This is a genomic window from Shewanella sp. Scap07, assembly GCF_013394145.1.
Lineage (GTDB): Bacteria > Pseudomonadota > Gammaproteobacteria > Enterobacterales > Shewanellaceae > Shewanella > Shewanella waksmanii.
Genome location: NZ_CP041329.1, coordinates 1,879,875 through 1,900,731 on the forward strand (window position 1 = coordinate 1,879,875; position 20,857 = coordinate 1,900,731).

13 protein-coding genes are annotated in these 20,857 nt (G+C 44.7%); 4 read left to right on the top strand and 9 right to left on the bottom strand.

What is annotated here, in order from left to right; translation table 11 throughout:
* Nucleotides 1-213: 213 nt before the first annotated feature.
* From FLM48_RS08205 to ackA, 3 genes are all read right to left on the bottom strand, one after another.
* The gene (locus FLM48_RS08205) at nucleotides 214-645 is read right to left on the bottom strand and encodes a hypothetical protein (RefSeq protein ID WP_028775195.1); all 432 of its coding nucleotides are present in this window, start codon (nucleotides 643-645) and stop codon (nucleotides 214-216) included.
* A 389-nt stretch (nucleotides 646-1,034) separates the two neighbouring features.
* Complete coding sequence (gene pta, locus FLM48_RS08210; protein ID WP_028775196.1) at nucleotides 1,035-3,176, bottom strand: phosphate acetyltransferase; 2,142 nt, start codon at nucleotides 3,174-3,176, stop codon at nucleotides 1,035-1,037.
* Between the two features lie 94 nt (nucleotides 3,177-3,270).
* Entirely contained in the window at nucleotides 3,271-4,467 is a 1,197-nt protein-coding gene (gene ackA, locus FLM48_RS08215; protein ID WP_179024310.1) for an acetate kinase, read from the bottom strand.
* A gap of 179 nt (nucleotides 4,468-4,646) precedes the next feature.
* On the opposite strand from ackA, the gene yfbV reads away from it, so the two are divergent.
* Nucleotides 4,647-5,090: a terminus macrodomain insulation protein YfbV gene (gene yfbV, locus FLM48_RS08220; protein ID WP_028775198.1), complete on the top strand. Its 444-nt coding sequence runs from the start codon at nucleotides 4,647-4,649 to the stop codon at nucleotides 5,088-5,090.
* Between the two features lie 20 nt (nucleotides 5,091-5,110).
* Here yfbV and pflA read toward each other — a convergent pair whose 3' ends face one another.
* From pflA to focA, 3 genes are all read right to left on the bottom strand, one after another.
* Nucleotides 5,111-5,851 carry a pyruvate formate lyase 1-activating protein gene (gene pflA / locus FLM48_RS08225; RefSeq protein WP_179024311.1) on the bottom strand — a complete coding sequence of 247 codons (741 nt, stop codon included), beginning with the start codon at nucleotides 5,849-5,851 and terminating at the stop codon, nucleotides 5,111-5,113.
* A gap of 90 nt (nucleotides 5,852-5,941) precedes the next feature.
* Entirely contained in the window at nucleotides 5,942-8,224 is a 2,283-nt protein-coding gene (gene pflB, locus FLM48_RS08230) for a formate C-acetyltransferase (protein ID WP_179024312.1), read from the bottom strand.
* Nucleotides 8,225-8,262: 38 nt separating this feature from the next.
* A complete protein-coding gene (gene focA / locus FLM48_RS08235; protein ID WP_179024313.1) occupies nucleotides 8,263-9,135 on the bottom strand; it encodes a formate transporter FocA in 873 nt (290 codons plus the stop codon).
* Between the two features lie 528 nt (nucleotides 9,136-9,663).
* Between focA and yfcC the strand changes: the two genes are divergently transcribed.
* The gene (gene yfcC / locus FLM48_RS08240; RefSeq protein ID WP_179024314.1) at nucleotides 9,664-11,214 is read left to right on the top strand and encodes a putative basic amino acid antiporter YfcC; all 1,551 of its coding nucleotides are present in this window, start codon (nucleotides 9,664-9,666) and stop codon (nucleotides 11,212-11,214) included.
* Nucleotides 11,215-11,261: 47 nt separating this feature from the next.
* Here yfcC and FLM48_RS08245 read toward each other — a convergent pair whose 3' ends face one another.
* Nucleotides 11,262-13,877, bottom strand: a complete 2,616-nt coding sequence (locus FLM48_RS08245; RefSeq protein ID WP_179024315.1) for a TonB-dependent siderophore receptor — start codon at nucleotides 13,875-13,877, stop codon at nucleotides 11,262-11,264.
* 825 nt (nucleotides 13,878-14,702) lie between these two features.
* Between FLM48_RS08245 and FLM48_RS08250 the strand changes: the two genes are divergently transcribed.
* Nucleotides 14,703-15,359 carry a TetR/AcrR family transcriptional regulator gene (locus tag FLM48_RS08250; protein ID WP_179024316.1) on the top strand — a complete coding sequence of 219 codons (657 nt, stop codon included), beginning with the start codon at nucleotides 14,703-14,705 and terminating at the stop codon, nucleotides 15,357-15,359.
* A gap of 70 nt (nucleotides 15,360-15,429) precedes the next feature.
* Here the strand turns inward: FLM48_RS08250 and cysK are convergent, their stop codons facing one another.
* Complete coding sequence (gene cysK, locus FLM48_RS08255; RefSeq protein WP_179024317.1) at nucleotides 15,430-16,398, bottom strand: cysteine synthase A; 969 nt, start codon at nucleotides 16,396-16,398, stop codon at nucleotides 15,430-15,432.
* Between the two features lie 710 nt (nucleotides 16,399-17,108).
* Here cysK and FLM48_RS08260 point away from each other — a divergent pair.
* Nucleotides 17,109-18,353, top strand: coding sequence for a response regulator (locus FLM48_RS08260; protein ID WP_179024318.1), 1,245 nt, complete (start codon nucleotides 17,109-17,111; stop codon nucleotides 18,351-18,353).
* Between the two features lie 138 nt (nucleotides 18,354-18,491).
* Here the strand turns inward: FLM48_RS08260 and FLM48_RS08265 are convergent, their stop codons facing one another.
* Entirely contained in the window at nucleotides 18,492-20,846 is a 2,355-nt protein-coding gene (locus tag FLM48_RS08265) for a carbohydrate binding family 9 domain-containing protein (RefSeq protein ID WP_179024319.1), read from the bottom strand.
* Between the last annotated feature and the right edge of the window lie 11 nt (nucleotides 20,847-20,857).

Genomic DNA, 20,857 nt, shown 5'->3' on the forward strand with positions numbered 1-20,857 from the left:
TCGTGAATACGAAAACGCATATTATCAGGTACAAGATGACGTGATTGAATCTTTGCCGGTAGAAAAGGACGAAGAAGCGTTTTTGGATTAAAGGAAGCTAAACAGCACATCTGAGGCGGAGCGCTGTATGCGCTAACAAGACCTCAATAAAAAATAGCAATCAATTGATTGCTATTTTTTTGCCTGCTTTTTGAGATCATTAGTAGAGCTCAATCAGTTGAGGTTGCCTTTCTCTGGCAATACTTCAACGATGACCCAACTTTTCTTGTGCTTATGCAAGCGCAATGTGCGGTCATCAATCCAGGGACTACCGCCACGCAACCCGGTCATTTTGACAATAACCGTGACATCGTCGGTAAACTTGCGAAAGAAATCAATATTGATCTCCTCAATCTCCATGGTGACATCGGTCATAGATAAATTGAGCACGTGGCGTTGCACAGCTGAGGCAATGTAGTAATGTCCGAGTATTTTTTGCATCGGCTCACTGACATACTGTTTTGCTTTTTCTACATCTCTATCAATATAGATAGCTTGAAAGAACCCTAGGGAGACTTGTTCTGGTGTTAACGGCTTTTGGCCCATTTCTGAGTCTGGGCTACATGCACTAACTAAGAGTAAAACCAGCAAGAGTAGCTTTTTCATTTTGTTAAGTGAGACTTCCTGTACACATGGTAAAAGCAGCTTAACTGAGATTGTGGCTTATTGGTAGCTCGTTCGTTCAATCACGGGTTAGGCGCGGAATTTGGGTATAAATGCAGCACTTGAATCGCTAAGGCTTGACGTATTGGCTTTGATCCGTCATATCTTAATGAATAACTGATGACGGTTATCCACAGAATCTGGGGATAACTATGTTGAAGACTAGATGCATAACTTATAAGTGGCTGATGTTGCTTTATAAATTTTGCTGGTTAAAAATTGACGCATTGTGAGTTTTTAAGCTTTAAAGTGTCGGTCAGTTGCCGATCGTTGATCGATCGCCCATAAAAAAGCCTGTCGTTGATGACAGGCTTTTTTTGTGGCTATTGGGGCTACTTACCTTGAGATGCTTGGATAGCAGTCAGGGCGATGGTGTAAACAATATCATCGACCAATGCGCCGCGTGATAAGTCATTGACCGGTTTGCGCATACCTTGCAGCATTGGACCAATAGAGATCAGATCAGCGCTACGCTGTACAGCCTTATAGGTGGTATTACCGGTATTCAAGTCTGGGAATACAAATACCGTTGCTTGACCAGCTACGGGGCTATTAGGCGCTTTAGATTGGGCTACGTTTGGCATAACAGCCGCATCATATTGCAGTGGACCATCAATCACGAGATCTGGACGCTTCTCTTTGGCAATACGGGTCGCTTCACGTACTTTATCAACATCAGAGCCTGTTCCAGAACTACCGGTAGAGTAACTGATCATGGCCACTCGAGGTTCGATGCCAAAAGCCGCAGCCGACTCAGCCGATTGAATGGCAATATCGGCTAATTGTTCCGCGTTGGGATCAGGGTTAATGGCGCAATCACCATAAACCAATACTTGATCAGGCATCAGCATAAAGAAGATAGAAGATACCAGACTTGAACCCGGTGCGGTTTTGATTAACTGCAGTGGCGGGCGAATAGTATTAGCTGTGGTATTGACCGCACCGGAAACGATACCGTCGACCTCTTCTTGCGCTAGCATCATAGTGCCGAGCACCATGTTATCTTCGAGTTGTTCGCGGGCAACAACCTCCGTTAAGCCTTTGTGGCGGCGCAAATCAACCATAGGCGCGACATAACGCTCGCGTGCGGCTTCTGGCTCAACAATTTCAACCCCTTCACCTAGCGAAACGCCTTGTTGGTCGGCGATACGTAATATCTCATCGCGATTACCTAGCAACACACATTTGGCAATACCACGCTCAGCACAAATCGCTGCGGCTTCAATGGTGCGTGGTTCATCGCCTTCTGGCAGTACCACGGTCTTTCTCGCAGCTCTAGCTAATTCAGTGAGCTTATAACGGAAGGCGGGAGGTGACAGGCGATGTTCGCGCGGCGAGTCTTTAGTGATGCTTTCAACCCAGTTTTGGTCGATATGGCTGGCAACGTATTCTTGCACCTCTTCAATGCGAACCGCATCATCGACCGGTACTTCATGGTCAAATCGTTGGATATTAAGTGAGGTTTGCCAGGTATTGGTGTCGATCAAAAATACCGGTAGGCCGGTATCGAAAGCTTGTGCACATAACGCCATGATCTCAGGTTCTGGCTCATAGCTACCCGTGAGTAGCAGTGCGCCAACTTTTACGCCGTTCATGGCAGCAAGACAAGCGGCGACAATCACGTCTGAGCGATCGCCAGAGGTGACCAACAATGAGTCAGTATTAATATGGGTAACCATATTGGGAATACTGCGAGCACAGAAGGTGACTTTGCGCAGGCGACGTGTGTTCATCTCGCCGGCATTGATAATGCGTGCACGTAAATGCTTGGCTAAATCGGAGGCACGCGGTGCAACCAAGTCTAGATTGTATGGCACACTACCTAAAATGCGCAGTGGGCTTTTGCCAGGTAGCTGGAACATGTGCGCCGCATCAGAGCGTTGAATGTCCTGATGGTCAAAGACTTCTGACAAATCTGGTCTTGCACGGCCTTCATTATCGACCGGGGCGCCAATCTTATTAACGATAGCACCGATTAATCGTTTATTTTTGTTCCCGCCCCAGCTGTTGTGAGCAATCTCTAAACGATGCATTAATGCCGTTGCGGTTTCGTTACCTGGAGTGGCCACAAAAATGATGTCAGCATCAAGAGCCTTGGCCACTTGGTAGTTGATATCGTCTGAGAAAGGGTGGTTGCGGGTCTGTACCAGCCCTTCTACGATCAATGTCTCTGATGGGCTAGCTTGTTCAGTTGCGCGGGCAATAATCTGCTCCATCAGCACATCTGTTTGGTCGGCGCGGATCAGGTTTTCAGCATGGGCCATATCAAAAGGCTCTAGCGGATTGACCGTTGGCGATTTACTTAAAATAGTGGTGGAACGCTCCGGACCGGTATCGGTAGGTCTGAGCTGAGCAATCGGTTTAAAAAAACGAACTTTAACACCATGGCGCTCAAGTGCGCGCACCATACCTAAACTGATTGAAGTTAACCCCACACCGGTACCAATGGGGATTAGCATGATATTACGAGACATAAAAACCTCTTAGTGACAATCGACACTCAGCATGGCTGAATGTGGTCAAAGGAAGAGCTCTCGGTCTCTTCCATATTAATCGGATTAAACCAAATTACTTTAGCAGTGCGACAGCATCTTCAGCGATAACCCACTCTTCATTGGTGGGGATAACCATGGCGATAGGGCCATTGTCTGTGGTGATCTGCCCTTGCTGACCAAAACGTGCCGCAAGGTTGCGTGCTTTATCAACTTCAAAGTTAAAGATAGCCAACGCGTTGAGCACTTTTTCACGGATCACATCTGAGTTTTCACCTATACCACCGGTAAAGACTAATGCATCTAAACGACCTAACGGCACTGTGTATGATGCAATGTACTTGGCGAGTCGATAGCAGAAAATTTCGAGCGCTAGTGTGGCGCCTTTGTGGCCTTTCTCATAGCCTTCTTCAATGCCGCGGCAATCATTGGTGAGCTCAGATATACCCAGTAAACCACTTTGCTTGTTCATTAAGTCGTTGACCTCTTTGAGGGTGTAGCCTAAGCGGTCAACTAAATGGTAGATAATCGATGGGTCTAAGTCTCCGCAACGTGTTCCCATGACTAAACCTTCTAAGGGGGTTAACCCCATAGAAGTATCAACACTTTTACCACCTTTAATCGCGGTCACAGAGGCGCCATTGCCTAGGTGAGCACAAATTACATTACTCTGCTCAAGTGGTTTATTTAAGGCTTTTGCAGCTTCGCGGCTCACAAACAGATGGCTGGTACCGTGCATGCCATAGCGGCGGATACCATGCTCGCGATAAAACTTGTAGGGCAAGGCGTATACATAGGCTTCTTGTGGCATGGTTTGGTGGAATGCTGTATCGAATACCGCTACCTGTGGCAGGTTAGGAAATGAGGCTTGCGCGGCGCGGATACCAATTAAGTGCGCGGGGTTGTGTAGCGGTGCCAATGCGGCGCAGTCTTCTATGCCTTGTATTACAGATTCGTCAATAATCACAGAATGGGTGAACTTCTCACCACCATGCACCACACGGTGGCCAATGGCTTGGATTTGCTCAGCAATCTCTGGGTGACTACCCAGTATGTTATTCACTATGTACTCAACAGCTTCACGGTGAGCCGTATACGCGCCTAAACTGGCATCAGCTTTTTTGCCATCGACTTTCCACTTGATGCGTGAATCTTCAAGCCCAAAGCATTCAGCAAGGCCGGAGATTTGGTCTTCGCCGGTTGCCGCATCAATAATGGCAAACTTAAGTGAAGAGCTACCACAGTTTAGAACCAGTACCAGTTTGTTTGACATGTTTAAAACCTTATACAAAGTATGAATTTGTGTTGACCTAACTGGTAGCTGTTGCTGCGCTAGCGAAAGCAAACCTGAAGTTAGGTCGTTAATGCTGCTATACCACATCCCTTTAGCCTTGGGGCTTTACGGCGGATTGTGCTATGGTAAAGACAGTCTTTTAAAAGTTAGGTGCCGTTTTGACCATTAATGTGTTTAAGACCTTAGGCATGGGTCGTCGTTATATGAAGACTTGGCCTATGGTGCGACAGCTGAGTTTTTATTTTCCTGAATATCGTGTGGTGCGCGCGACGCAATTGTCATTGCGTTTTATGCCGGTATTGGCATTGTTAGCTGCCGCGAGCCAAATCTATATTCATGGTTGGGCATTTTTGCCTCAAGCTATCACTATTGCGTTATTTTTTATCAGTCTACCCATTCAAGGTTTGTTGTGGTTGGGATGGCGTGCTCAGCACCCATTACCATTAACTCTATTTGATTGGTGCAACCAACTTACATCTAAACTCAATACTATGGGGGTATCGAGTAAACCCCTCGGCGCTAAAGCGTGCTACTTCGACATGGCAATTGTGTTAAAAATTGCCTTTGAGCGTCTCGATAAAAGCTACTGGGAAGAGCTCTAAAAGCACCACGTCAGTCAAGCTTAGTAAATGGCATTAATTCCTGCATCAATGAACACTTGTTTTATCGCCGCCATGGTCTCGCTTGATGGGGGGGAAATATCACTAAGCTGATATTGCTCTCCCATGGCTTCCCATTTATGCTTGCCTAATTCGTGGTAGGGTAATAGTTCTACTTTTTCAACATTTGTCATTGGCTTGACCAGATCAGCAAGTGCTTGGGCTGATTCAATATCATCGGTAAAACCACCGACAACCACATAGCGTATCCACGTTTTTTGTTGGCGTTGGTGTAGATAGTGGGCAAATTGAAGGGTACGTTGATTACTGACATGGGTCAGTGCAATATGCTTATCGTCATCAACCTGTTTGATATCCAATAATACCAAATCAGTGTTATCTAATAATTGATCAATAATGGGCGTATATTTACGCACAAAACCGTTGGTATCTAAGCAAGTATGGATACCTTCTTGACGACAGGCTTTGAATAATTCGTTGACAAACTCAGCTTGTAGAATCGCCTCGCCGCCACTGGCTGTGACTCCGCCGCCGCTGGACTCTAGAAACGGTCTGTAGCTGCGGATTTGGCCCATGAGCTCTTCAACTTCGACCTCGCGGCCACCATGAAGGTCCCAAGTATCACGGTTATGACAGTATTGGCAACGCATCAAACAGCCTTGCATAAAGGTGATAAACCTAATGCCTGGGCCATCAACCGTACCGAAAGACTCAAGCGAATGAATCCGACCTGTTACTGCCATTTTTGCTCCAAGGGGTAATAAAAAGTAGGCTGATCTAATTTAGATGACAACCTACTTTATTGCTACTAAAAGTCTAGCGTTAGCTTATTTTTACAGCCCTTGTGTAAAGGTACGTGTGATGACATCTTTTTGCTGCTCAGCAGTCAAAGAGTTGAAACGTACCGCATAGCCAGAAACACGAATAGTTAATTGTGGATACTTGTCCGGATTAACGATTGCGTCCTCTAACATTTCACGGTTCATCACGTTGACGTTTAGGTGTTGGCCACCTTCACGGCTATCACTGTGCGCAAAATAGCCATCCATTAACGCTGCTAAGTTAGCACGGCGACCATCTTCACCTTTACCTAATGCATTAGGCACAATCGAGAAGGTATAAGAGATACCGTCTTGAGCATGTGCAAAAGGCAGTTTAGCCACTGACGTGAGCGAGGCAACAGCGCCTTTCTCATCACGACCGTGCATTGGGTTTGCACCCGGTGCAAAAGGAGCCCCTGCTGGACGACCATCTGGTGTAGTACCGGTTTTCTTACCGTAAACCACATTTGAGGTAATAGTAAGAATTGACTGTGTTGGGATAGCATCACGGTACATTTTCATGTGGCGAATTTTACCCATGAAGCATTCAACCAGTTCACTGGCGATATCATCAACACGTGGGTCATTGTTACCAAACTTCGGATAATCACCTTCGATGTCGAAATCGACGGCAATGCCATTCTCATCACGGATCGGCTTCACTTTGGCAAATTTAATTGCTGATAGCGAGTCAGCCGCAATAGACAAGCCCGCAATACCACAAGCCATAGTACGACGCACATCGCGGTCGTGTAATGCCATTAATGCCGCTTCATATGAATACTTGTCATGCATGAAGTGGATAGCATTAAGTGCAGAAACATATTGGGTAGCCAACCAATCCATCATAGTGTCTAAACGACCCATGACATCATCGTAGTTAAGGACTTCATCACTGATAGGTGCTGACTTAGGACCAATCTGTGTCTTTAACTTTTCATCCACGCCGCCATTGATGGCGTAAAGCATGGTTTTAGCTAAGTTGGCTCGAGCGCCGAAGAACTGCATGTGCTTGCCGACAACCATTGGGCTAACACAGCAGGCAATCGCGTAATCGTCAGAGTCGAAATCTGGACGCATTAAGTCATCGTTTTCATACTGGATTGAACTGGTATCAATCGAGACTTTTGCACAGTATTTTTTAAAGCTCAGTGGCAGTTTTTCAGACCAAAGAACAGTAATGTTTGGCTCTGGGCTTGGGCCCATGTTGTAGAGCGTGTGCAAGAAGCGGAAGCTTGACTTAGTCACTAAGGTACGGCCATCAACACCCATACCGGCAATGGATTCAGTCGCCCAGATTGGATCGCCCGAGAACAACTCATCATACTCAGGTGTTCTGAGGAAACGTACCATACGCAGTTTCATCACGAAATGGTCAACCATTTCTTGAGCTTGTTGCTCTGTGAGTACACCATTTTTGATGTCGCGTTCAATATAGACATCTAAGAAACTAGAGGTACGGCCAAGGGACATCGCCGCGCCGTTTTGGCTCTTAACAGCGGCTAAATAACCAAAGTAAGTCCATTGAATGGCTTCTTTAGCGTTGGTTGCTGGGCCCGAAATGTCGAAACCATAGCTGGCAGCCATCTGTTTCATTTGACCTAGTGCTTTGTGCTGCTCTGCAATTTCTTCACGCAACTGCATGGTTGCACTTAAATCTTCACCCGCTTCAAAGCGAGGCTGCAACGAACCAAATTGAGCAAATTTGTCTTGCATCAAGTAATCGATACCATAGAGCGCAATACGGCGATAATCACCAATAATACGGCCACGGCCATAGGCATCAGGTAAACCGGTTAGTACACCAGACTTACGGCAACGCATGATCTCTGGGGTGTAAATATCAAATACACCTTGGTTATGGGTCTTACGCAGTTCTGAATAAACATATTTAATATTCGGATCAAGTTCACGACCGTAAGCGGCACATGAGCCTTCAACCATACGAATACCACCATTTGGCAACATGGCGCGTTTAAGCGGCGCATCAGTTTGCAGGCCAACAATGGTTTCCAGTTCTTGATTAATATAACCAGCATCATGTGAAGTAATGGTAGAGACTTTATCGGTATCAAAGTCTACAGGCGCATGGGTGCGGTTTTCCTGTTTGATTCCTTCCATCACTTTGTCCCATAAAGAGACAGTGGCAGGGGTCGCCTCCGCTAGGAAGCTTTCATCGCCTTCATAGGGGGTATAGTTTAATTGGATAAAATCACGAACGTTGACTTCAGTTTTCCAGTCACCAGCGGCGAAACCTTCCCATGCTGCTAAAAATTTTTCAGTATTTTCGCTCATAGTATAAATACCTTAAGTTAAGAATTGGGTTACTACTGTTAGGCGTCGGAGCCGCGCTTTAGCGCAGGGCGACGGTAAACAAACCAATAAGTCATGCCAACGAACAACGCACCGCCAATAATATTACCTATTGTGACGGGAATGAGGTTAGCAAACACAAATTGGCTCCAAGTTACATCGGCGTATAGAGCTGGATCTACTCCAGCTTGCGCCCAAAATTCGGTTGAAGCGACTTGCTTGGTGATGATAGCCATCGGGATTAAGAACATATTGGCGATACAATGTTCAAATCCTGCGGCGACAAACATGGCAACGGGCAAGATGACGGCGATGATTTTATCTGTGACCGTGCGACCCGCGTAGGCCATCCAGACGGCAAGGCACACCATGATGTTACACATAATGCCTAATGCAATAGCTTGTATAAAAGAGTGCTGTAACTTCGCTTGTGCGGTTGCAAGGTACCCTAAACCTACTAGTCCATGACCGGACTCATAGTGCTTAGCACTGATCATTAGCAGCACAAGTAACATGGCACCAGCAAAGTTACCAATATAAACCAAGCCCCAGTTTTTTAGCATCGCGGTTAGTGAAACACGTTTACTGAGTTTGGCGGTTAGAGTAAGCACGCTAGATGTGAATAGTTCGCCACCGAGCACGACAACTAATATGAGTCCCAGACTGAAGCATAAACCACCAATGAGTTTATTGAGTCCATAGGGAAGGTCATGGCCACCGGCAGTCACCACAACATAGAAAATAAAGGCAAGACCAATAAACAAACCAGCCGTCATGGCTAACACCAATGTTGATACGGTGTCACGATTAACCTTAACAACGGCTGTGTCTTCTACCTTTTGGGCAGTGTTAGCCGGCGTGATGGCATCAAATGGGCTGGGGCTATTTTGCATCTCTAACCTTTATCGTCCTTATAAATTGGTTTTATCCACCAATATAGATTTGATTGTTAGTTAAAGAAACCACTTCTAATGTAAAGGGCTTCTACAGGGAGCTAGTATAGTAAATGTGTAATTTACTGTCGTGATCTTGATCACTTTATTCAGCTTTTGCAGCTTATTCTGTAATAAAATTACATCGCATTAATCTTAACGCTGCACCCTCAAATGTAAATTGGTAAGACCAATTTACCGTAATCAATATTAGCATAACAGCCCCATCGATACACCTATTTAAGCCTGATATTTAACCGGTAAGTTTGCATTTTGCGAGCAAGTTAACATTTGTACAGTGAAGGCTAATAAACATAACAGCAAAAAACCACTTTGGCTAAGAAACTTACTGTGTTTGACCCTTTGAAGAAGGGTGGGGACTAGGGCAGTGATTAGAGGAAAAAACCGCATTGTTAAGCGCATTTTGTCTGTGATTACGGCCGACAATGATTTATATTTTGCGCTAAAACAATAACCACAACATTAGCCATGTCCACACTAGATAATAATAACAGCTCCAACCCTGCGACTTTACCGCCAAGCCCGACAGGTAAATTTCAACTACCCGATACACTGGTCATCATTTTCTTTGTCGCTTTGCTGGCCATGGCGTTGACTTATGTTGTTCCTATTGGCTCATTTAGCACTCAAGAGGTGCAGTATGTCAGTGACGGTGTGGAGAAGACCCGTACCGTGGTGGATCCCAATTCATTCAATTATCAGCTCGATGAACTAGGGCAAGCGGTTATTGAGCCCGTTGGACTATTCGCCGGTGGTGGCGGTATAGGCTTTTTTAACTTTGCTTTTGAAGGTCTCGTGTCCGGCTCAAAGTGGGGCAGTGCGATTGGCGTGATTATGTTCATGCTGGTGATCGGTGGCTCATTTGGTGTAGTGATGGCAACGGGCACCATAGACAACGGCATTCTTAAACTGATTGATCGCACCCGAGGTAACGAAGCGATATTTATTCCAGTGTTGTTTTGTCTGTTCTCACTTGGCGGTGCTGTTTTTGGTATGGGTGAGGAAGCCATTGCGTTTGCGATTATTATTTGCCCATTGATGATTCGGCTTGGGTACGATGGCATCACTACTGTGATGGTGACCTATGCAGCAACCCAGATAGGTTTTGCTAGCTCATGGATGAACCCATTTAGTGTCGCCATTGCACAAGGCATTGCTGGGGTGCCGGTGCTTTCTGGTGCTGGAGTTCGTGGTGTGATGTGGGCCGGTTTTACTTTAATGGGGTTAGCTTTCACTATGCGCTACGCCGCTAAAATTCAGCGCCAACCTAAGTTATCTTATAGCTATCATAGTGATAAGTACTTTCGGGACAATCAAGACAATGCCGATATCAATGCGCGCTTTAATGTCGGTGACATATTGGTTCTCGCCACTATTGTCGCCACGATTGCCTGGGTGATTTGGGGGGTCATTGCCCATGCTTGGTTCATTCCTGAAATTGCCAGCCAGTTTTTTACCATGGGTATAATTGTGGGTCTTATTGGCGCGGTGTTTAAACTTAATGGTATGACAGCCAATAAAGTGGCAAGCAGTTTCAAGCAGGGGGCAGCGACTATGGTGGAGCCTGCAGTATTAGTAGGCTGTGCATCAGGTATTCTTATTTTACTGGGTGGTGGCGACGCTACAGCGCCTAGTGTGCTCAATACTGTGCTTAACTCTGCTGGGCAGTTTATTGGTCAGCTACCGGCAGTCTTTTCTGCCTGGTTTATGTTGCTATTTCAATCGGTGTTTAATTTCTTTGTGACTTCGGGGTCAGGTCAGGCAGCACTGACAATGCCGTTGATGGCACCACTGGCTGATATTGTGGGCGTGACGCGGCAAACCGCAGTACTGGCGTTCCAGTTAGGTGATGGTTTTACCAATGTATTGGTGCCAACGTCAGCTTCTTTAATGGCCACATTGGGTGTGTGTCGTGTTGATTGGGGCGATTGGCTTAAGTTTATTTGGCGTTTTATGCTGGCATTGTTTGTTGTATCGAGCGGGGTTGTTATCAGTGCCCACTATTTTGGCTTTGTTTGATAGGCGGGCCAAGAAAAAAGCCTAGGGTCTCCCCTAGGCTTTTAATTTTAGAACTTTTGCGTGTATGTCGCCGTATAAGTGCGGCCATACAGGTTGTACAATGAAGAATCGTACTCTAGATCTGAGTCTAGCACTGGGTCTTCGTTAGTAATGTTACGAACACCAAGTGTCAGCTTACCATTCCAAGAAGTGTTATAGCTGTATGTTGCATCGAATGTAGTTTGTGAAGGTAGAGATCCTAGTTGCTCATAAGTGTTAGGATCCGTTTTCTCTGCTTGTCCGTCAATGTATTGAGTTAACAGTGATGCACCGTGGTCACCATAATTCCAATCGATAACCCAAGTGAAGCGGAATTCAGGCATACCATTTCGGCCAATTTTGTTGTTAACAGGCCCATCGAAATACTCTTCATCATTGTAGTCAATAACATAAGTTAAATCGAAAGTTGAACCGAAGTCACCAACAGTTGTTTCTAAACCAGAATAAGTAAGGTTGAAATCGATGCCAGAGGTATCGAATCCGTTGCCATTCACTTGTGGGGTAGTCGCCGATAAAATTTTGCCATTCGGGTCATCACCTACACGCTTGATATCACCAAGAGCTAGATTGCCGTAACCCACTTTTTTCTCTTCTTTTAGCAAAGAATCTAAAGATACAAAAGTGATCACATCTTTAATGTTAAGGTTGTAATACTCAACTTTTGAACTAAGGTTGTCGGTTAAGTTCCAAATGACGCCTACGTTATAGAAATCAGATGTTTCCGGTTCTAGTTCAGAGTTGGCAGTACGAGTAACATCGTATTGTTTCGCTTTGCAATCCGATGCCGAAGTACCTTGAGTTTCGCAGTAGTGGTAATCGGTTGCGGTGTCAGCGCTAAATGAATCTGCTGCATACAAATCTGAAAGAGAAGGTGCTCGGAAGCCTTGACCCCAAGAAGCACGAAGCACTACATCGTCGATTACTTGGTATCTTAATGCTACTTTTGGTGTAGTTGCAGAACCAAAGTCAGAGTAATTGTCGTAACGAAATGCAAAGTTCAGTTCAAGATCGTCTGTTACGGGAATAATAGACTCTGCAAATACTGCAAACACTTCTCGATCACCGCCAGAGCCGTTACCCGAGGAGCCAATTACTTCACCAGCAGCTGATTCAGCATCTACTTTAGCTTGGTATTTATATTCCATGTATTCGGTGCCGAAATACCATCCCACCACACCAGCTGGTAGATCAATAGCTTCGAAGTTAACACCAGCATTTAAACTTTGGAACTCCATAGTATCTTGCTTAAGTGTATCGTGAGTGATCGCTGCAACAACGTCTTCACTATTTCCTTCAGGTCCAAAGTTAAACTCACCACTTTTCACTAAATTTTCTACTGTAGGGCGATGAACGTACCCTTCACCATAGTTACTATTTTCAGCCAAGTTATAGTGATAAGTTACGTCCCAACCAAACTCATCATGTTCGCCGACAAGACCTACTTGAATGTCGGTACTGTAATCGATAGTAGTAGAGTCACGGGTTCCTACATCGGTAAATCGATAGTACACACGACCAGCATCAGGATTTTTGACCGAGCCAGTACTGTTTCCGTTTTCATCGATGTTTTGGATGTCTACTTGACCTGCATCTACATTAAACCAGCCAGCAGCCGGCGCATAGCGACCAAAAGTTTCATTCCGAGAGAATAGGCCTTGACCTTCAAATCTTATTTCGTCGGTTATCTCATAATCTGCGTTAACGTAACCTGCTGTGTACTGGCGAGCCGCGTGGTCGGCAGCTTCGGAAGTATAGTCATAGCCGCAAATGTAGTCGCCGTCGCCGTAATCATAAATATGACCCCCACCAACCATCTTTTCGTTATCGCATGCAGCCATCGGGTTAAATTGACCCGTTGTCATATTTAAGAAATTACGAGCGTAGGCTGATACACCTGTCGTGTCAGCATACTTATCTGCTAGAACATTTGTAGAGCTAGAGAACCAGCGGTCGCGTTGATAGATGATCTCTCTGTTTTGGTGCTCGAAAGAAAAAGTCATGCTTCCCTTTTCTCCCTCAATACCGCCGATGACGTGAGTTTTCCACTCTTCGCCACCTGCTTGTTGAGGGTTCGAGCCTGTTGCAGAAACCTCTAATCCATCAAAATTCTTTTTGGTAATAATATTTACAACACCAGCAACCGCATCAGAACCGTAGACTGCAGAGGCGCCGTCAGTTAAAACTTCGATTCTTTCGATAGCCGCTGTAGGGATCGTGTTAAGGTTAACAGCTGTACCACCTAATGTAGGTGAACCAGGCATACGCTTACCGTTTAGAAGGACAAGCGTTCTGTCTGCGCCTGCACCGCGTAGAGAGATGTTAGCCTGGCTTTGCCATGTGCTTCCTGAAGATTCTGCAAAAGATCCGAAAGTATTAATATTGCTGCGTCTGAGAACATCTGCAACAGACATTTCTCCGGTTTTTTCCATATCAGCTGCGCTAATAGTGGTTATAGGCGAAGACCCTTCAAGGTCGGTACGTTTGATACGTGAGCCTGTAACTTCGATACGTTCTACATTGTCACCTTCAGCTGCGATAACAACTGGTGAGCTAAGTGCTGCTGTTGCTGCACCACCAATCAAAGCAAAGCGAATCGCTTTAGCTACTACAGAATTGGACTGCATGTTTATCTCCCTGACACTCATTAAGTGTTAAATATTGTTTGTTTTTATGCTGGATATAATCATTACCGTTACATATTGGTAATGACTCTCACCAGGGTGGAGATATAACCACAAGAAAATGACGCTCGCAACATCGCATTTACACTTGTATTTTGCTGGTGTGATACCAAATAAACACATAAATTTAACAATGTTTAAACTGATGGTTTATTTTTTATTGTACTTGTTTGTTTGTTGTTAATATTTGTTATTTATTGTGTGCTTAAAGGGTTGTGTTAATGTTGCTTTGTGGCGCTTCTTAGAAAAACAATAGTGAACATTGTTATACAAAAGTTGCACAAAAAAATTAAAAAAATAATGCTAAAGTATAAAAATCCAGCGAAAATCTCACTTAATAGGTTTTCGTATGGCATTTATTCAGTCTAAAGGTTGACTGAACTGAAGGGTTTCTTTTGTTAATTTTTTGTACGTTAATAATGTCGTCAAAATTAGTGGGCTTGTTACATTTTCCCTATTAATCGCTATCTACAGAAACCGTTTTGTCGCAGTGTTTAGGTAAGTCATAAACATTGTGTTGGGTATTCCATTAGCAGGGATTAATTAGTGAGAGCTTATTCATTTTATTTTTTAGGTAAATTTCTCTTAAATTATGGATAAGTCATTCTTGAATGTTTTTATGCTTATCTCACTTAATCAGATTAATTCCGTCCCAATTAAATTGGGGTAGCATTTCGATATTTTGAGCTATTAGGACGGCCCGCCTGTAGCCCTAAGGGAGCATAGAGTGGTATCTTGTAATTCCTCATACACGGCTAAGGAAGTACTGTGGAGCACGGCTTACGCTATCTTGGTAAACAAACGTCGAGAAGTGACGGTGAAACAAGGCGAGTTGCTATTTTAGAAGCGACATTGAGGGTGATTGTCCGTGAAGGAATACGCGGTGTTAGACATCGTGCGATAGCCGAAGAGGCCCAAGTTCCGCTGGCGTCGACCACCTATTACTTCTCTGATATTAAAATTTTGATCAGTGATGCGTTAACTTATTTCGCTGAAAAAACGCTTTGGATGAATAAGGCACTTGAAGAAAAAGCTTTTGCTATGTTGGCTACTGCAAGTCAAACCCAAGCTCAAGCACTAAACAACTCCCAGTTGGCTTCAGTGTTAACAGAGATGATCTGTCTGCACATTACTGAACAGGTCAGTCATCGTGATGACAGAATCCTGGAAAGTGCATTCCATGAAGAAGCATTACGGAATCAACAATTAGCCGATGCAATTAAAGTGCTGGACGATAGTTTCATCAGCACAATTGAGCGCTTTTTTGTCCAGCTAGGATCTGCAGATCCGCTGGCCGATGCTCATCAGGTTTTAGCCATTATTAAGTTGTTGGAGTATCGTGCAGTTACCAATCGACAGCTTGACGCCGATTTGCTACAGCGAATTGTTAGTCGCTCTCTTGAGAATATCTTACAAGCGTACTAGCAGCGATACCAAAGCAGCAGATACAAAAAAGCCCCGAACATTCGGGGCTTTTTAAATTCAGTCATTGAATTTATTGAACGTTTTCAGCGTCACCAAATTGGCCTTGGAACAACACTGAAGACAGATAACGCTCAGCTGCTGAAGGCAGAATAACGACGATATTCTTATCTGCAAACTCAGGCAGTGCGGCGATTCTATTAGCGGCAACAACAGCTGCACCTGAAGAAATACCGACTAAAATGCCTTCTTCCTTCATTAGGCGTTGCGCCATTTCAATTGCGTCTTCGTTGCTAACAGCTTCAACGCGATCAACCATTTCTAAATCTAGGTTGCCAGGAATGAATCCGGCGCCAATACCTTGAATTTTGTGTGGTCCAGGTTGGACTGTTTGACCCGCTAAGGTTTGCGCAATCACAGGCGAGTCGACAGGCTCTACGGCAACAGAAGTAATCGCTTTGCCTTGGGCATTTTTAATATAACGGCTCACACCTGTGATTGTTCCGCCGGTACCGACACCAGCGACAACAACATCAACGCTACCATCTGTGTCATTCCAAATTTCAGGACCAGTGGTTTTCTCATGAATTTCTGGGTTAGCAGGGTTGTCAAACTGTTGTAGCAACACATACTTTTCAGGTGCTGATTGACGAATCTCTTCGGCTTTATCAATGGCGCCTTTCATACCTTTAGCACCTTCAGTAAGGACTAAGTTAGCACCCAGTGCTTTTAGTAACTTACGTCGCTCTAAGCTCATGGTGTTAGGCATGGTTAGTGTGAGTTTATAACCGCGAGCAGCAGCAACATAAGCCAGTGCAATACCAGTATTACCAGAGGTAGGCTCGATGAGCTCCTTACCTTGGGTCAGTGTACCGTTTTTCTCGGCATCCCAGATCATATTTGCACCGATACGACACTTCACACTGAAGCTTGGGTTACGTGCTTCTATTTTTGCTAGCACATTACCATTACTAACGCGGTTAAGCTTAACAAGAGGGGTGTGACCAATCGTATGTGAATTGTCTTCGTAAATTTTGCTCATGGGTTGCTTGCTCCTTTTTTGTATAGCTAAATCATAGTGCGGTTTAAGCGCTTGAGAAATGCTAGTTTCATCTTCTTTATTCCATTTGGTTATTAGCACATGCATTTCTATTAACAATTGTTAAGGCCTTACCTGGGTTTTATCGCTAATGCCTTGTGTTTTATGGCTATTTTACATATCACCTTGGTGTGGATAAAACGCCAATTGGCCATGCTTTTGTCGCTCAGTCGGTTATAAAAAGTAATTTAAATCCAAGCTAAATGGCCATCGCAGTTTAAGGACGATGCTCAGCCGTTTCAAAGTACCTTGTTGCTGCTAGTTATATCTTAAATGACTAATTTACGCCAATGTCAGTCTAGGGGGTCAATTTCATGCTAGTGATTGTCACGGCACTGGTTTGTTGGGCTAATTTTCGCTCACGATTGCATTTGACGATATCAATCGCTGTTTTAATGGTATGTGCTAGCCATATAACCAAACTATATCGCGTCAATGTGAAGCTTTTTGGTTAGAATCATTACTCTATGTCAATCAACTGCTGGTGAAAAGTTGATTTAGTGATACAATTTATGCCATTGCCAAAGGCCTATTTTGATACTGATTGCCGCTGTGGAATGAGTGTAAAGCCCGTTGGTAGATTTACCGATAAGTAGCGCATATGGACAAAGTTAGGTAAACACGGTTGGTCTCTGGGGAGCTAGGAGAATAAATTGCGAATTTTAGTAGTCGAAGACAGCAAAGTCGTGACACGCATCTTGCAGCATCTAATCACACAGGAGTTAGAATGCGAAGTTGACTATGCCGAAGACCTCGCGAGCGCGAAAAAACTGCTACAACAACATGATTATTTTGTCGCAATCACAGATTTAAACCTACCTGACGCGGCAGAAGGAGAGATAGTCAAGCTAGTGTTAGCAAGGCAAATTCCCTGTATTGTGTTAACGGGTAGCTTAGATGGTGATCAGCGAACACGTTTGTTGCAGTTGGGTATTGTCGACTACATCCTCAAAGAAAATCGATTTAGTTACGAGTATGCAGTTGCACTCGTTAAACGATTACAGCGCAATCAAGATGTGAAAGTCCTAGTGGCTGATGACTCTATGGTAAGCCGCAAGTTTGTTCGCAGCCTGCTGGAGCAGCACCTCTACCAAGTGATAGAAGCGGACGATGGTCTTTCTGCTTGGGAGATATTGCAAGACCAAAAAGACATTCAGTTGTTGATCACTGACTACAATATGCCTGGGTTAGATGGTTTTGGGCTTATTTTGAAAGTGAGAGAGCAATTTAGTCGTGAGGAGCTAGCGATTATTGGCTTGTCTAGCGACGATGACCAAAGCCTATCTGCACGGTTTATTAAAAATGGTGCCAACGACTTTTTGCAAAAGCCCTTTGTGCACGAAGAGTTTCACTGCCGGGTACTCAATACGCTTAATTCGTTGGACATGATCCGCAAATTATGGGAACAAGCAAACTTAGATTATCTGACTTCGACCTATAGTCGCCGCTATTTTTTCGACCACTTCGAAGAGCACCTACCGCAGATCATCCAAAAACAGACTACTTTATCGGTCGGGCTGCTAGATATTGATTTCTTCAAACAAGTCAATGATACCTACGGCCATGATGTCGGCGATGAAGTATTAATCGAGTTTGCTGCTAGGCTGCGGCATTTCTTTGGCCAGCATTTCGTTGTAGCGCGGTTCGGAGGTGAAGAGTTTACCATCGCCTTTAAAGGGTTAACTGCAGATAAGGCCTTTGTTTTATTGGATAAATTCAGGGCGCAATTAGCTGAACTGCCCATTCGCACGACCGCAGGAGAGCTTGCGATTACCGTCAGTATTGGCATTGCGGAACTGGTCGATGAGTCTGTGGATATGCTTCTGCAACGCGCAGATAAAGCGCTGTATGACGCCAAGGAATCGGGACGTAATTTAGTCTGCTTAGCACCTGAGTAAGACTGGGCGTAGGGACATGGCAGAGTCTGACCGCGGTTAGGTTAACAGGCTAGCGAGAGTTCTTTCATTATTGAGATAAATATAGGTAGAAGATTAACAAGGTGAGCGTAATTAGCTCACCTTTTTTGTTGGGGATTTTTATAACAGCCACGCATAGCTAACTTTCATAAAGTAGGTTTGCTCATTGTGGGTCAAACTGTCAATTTCGTCGTTGCTGATAAGGCCGTCAGAATAACCAAGGTAAAACACACTTTGTGGATTGAGTTTATAGCCGTATAAAACTTCATTGCCCAACTGGCTAGATTTGGCTCTAGGCTGGTGATAAAGATACAGGGAAGGGTCGCGCTCAATTTGCGTATAGATACTCGAAACTCGAATAAAATGATTTAGGTTTAAATACCAGTTAAGGCGAATATCGGTTAGGTTAGCGTTAAATAGCTCGCCACCATCAACATCTAAATGTTGATAAATGTGCGAAGCATCTAAACTAATGGCATGATTGACTTTCCACTCTACCTCAGGGTTTATCATAAACTCCTTACCTAGGCGATTGTTGGAAAAGTCGATGGCATCGCCGTAATTGATATCCAGTGCTAATTTCAACGGGCTTATCGGGGTGAAGTTACCATAAAGCCAAGCCAGTTTTTCGGTAAATAGGGTGGTGTTGTCCTTAATGTCTAATGACGAGCTGTCAATACGGCGGCCAACACGGTCACGGTAAACATAGCCCATGGCGGTATAACTTTGCATGGCGCCTTCTAGCTCTAGCTTGATCTCAGATTCACGCTCAATCATCGCACCTTTTTGATTGTGGCTGATATCCCAATCTCCGCTGACCTGTATGCGGTGCAAAGGTTGAGATTGTGGATACCAAGTGTAACCGCCACCAATCACAAATTTATTGACATCAACCTTATCGATAAAGCCGAGATCGGCGCGAAAATCCTCACCTATCGATTCGTATTGGGTTAACGCATACCAATTGCGGCGTTCGTGGATATATTTGACTTTGTATAGGCTATCTTGGATCTCGTCATCTTGGCGGGTGCGCAACACGCGCTCATTGACGCCGCAATCACTTAAGTCACAATCTTGAACGGGTTTACAGTCTTCATTGCTGCAAAAACTGCGAAACAAGTCTTCGGGATATAGCGTATTTGAGTATACGTATTGCGCTGTGAAGGTATCTTGAGCACTGGGTTGATATTTAATGTCAGCGCTGGCGACATAATTATGATATTCATCACTTTTTTTACCGGTCAATAAGCTGCCAATCGACAACTGATCAGATAAATCAGCGCGGTAGCGGCCAACTAAATTGACACTTTTATCGTTGAGCTCCGCGATGTCTGAACTCAAGTTACCAGGCACCAGAAAATTGGTTTCGGTATCGTTAGTAACCATAAGGCCAAAAGTGTGGTTATCGACTTTACTGGTCAACTTGGCACCAAAGTCTGGCGAGACAATATTACGGGTATGAAGCAAGTCTAGCTGGGTATCAAAGTAATCTTTATTATCAAGGAAAAACGCGCGCTTTTCAGGGAAAAACAGCGCAAAAGTACTGTTGATATTTAATTGCCCAGCATCCGCCTCCACTTGAGAAAAGTCCGGGTTGATGGTGGCACTTAGCAAGGTACTTGGTGTGATCCCCCAGCGCACATCTAACCCAGCCTCAAAATTGTCTTCGTCTTGCCAAGCTTGCTGTGGGTTGAGGGCGCGTTGGCTCTGACGGTTAGCGACAAGAGAGGGAGTTAGCTGTAAATCATTACCGGTTTTCGCGCCAGCGAGCCCTTGTGCCACACCCAGTTGGCATAGCTGGCAGTTGTTGTTACGGTCGATTTGATGGGTAGACAAACGATGATTTTGGCTGCGTGGGTAAAAGCGAATGAACTCAATCCCCCATTGTTGCATCGCTAATTGACTATCGAAATTAAATAGCCGCAGCGGTAAGGCTATTTCTACTTGATAGCCCTGCTCTGTCTGGGTGGCTGCACTGTACCAAATGCCATCCCAAGCATCACTTTCATCACCAGTGAGTTCATTTTCAATGGAGTCCATTTGCACACCAAAGGGATTGACAAAGAACTGGTAAGCTAATCTGGCATCGTTAAAGGTATCGAGCTTGATACCAACAAGATCATCGCCCCAGGTATCATCGCGATCGCTATAGTTGCTGCGAATTATTTGTGGGTTATCTTTGGCCTCGGGATCATAGGCGCTAAAGGCGACATAGAGGGTAGTTTCAGTAGCATAAATTTTCACGTCTGTTTTAACCGGGGCGCTGATGTTCTCGCCTGGGCTGGTTTCAAAACGTAAACTCGCCGTGGCCGCTTGCTGCCAAACGGCTTCATCGAAGGTGCCATCAATGGTGGCTTCAGTGGTTAAAGTGGGGATGTCGATGGCAAATTGGCTGCTGTTGCCGGCGTGGCTTAACGCCGAAAAACAACAAGTTAGCAGAGCAACTGCACTGCGATACAAGGTTGATTTTCTCATGTGTAATTAAT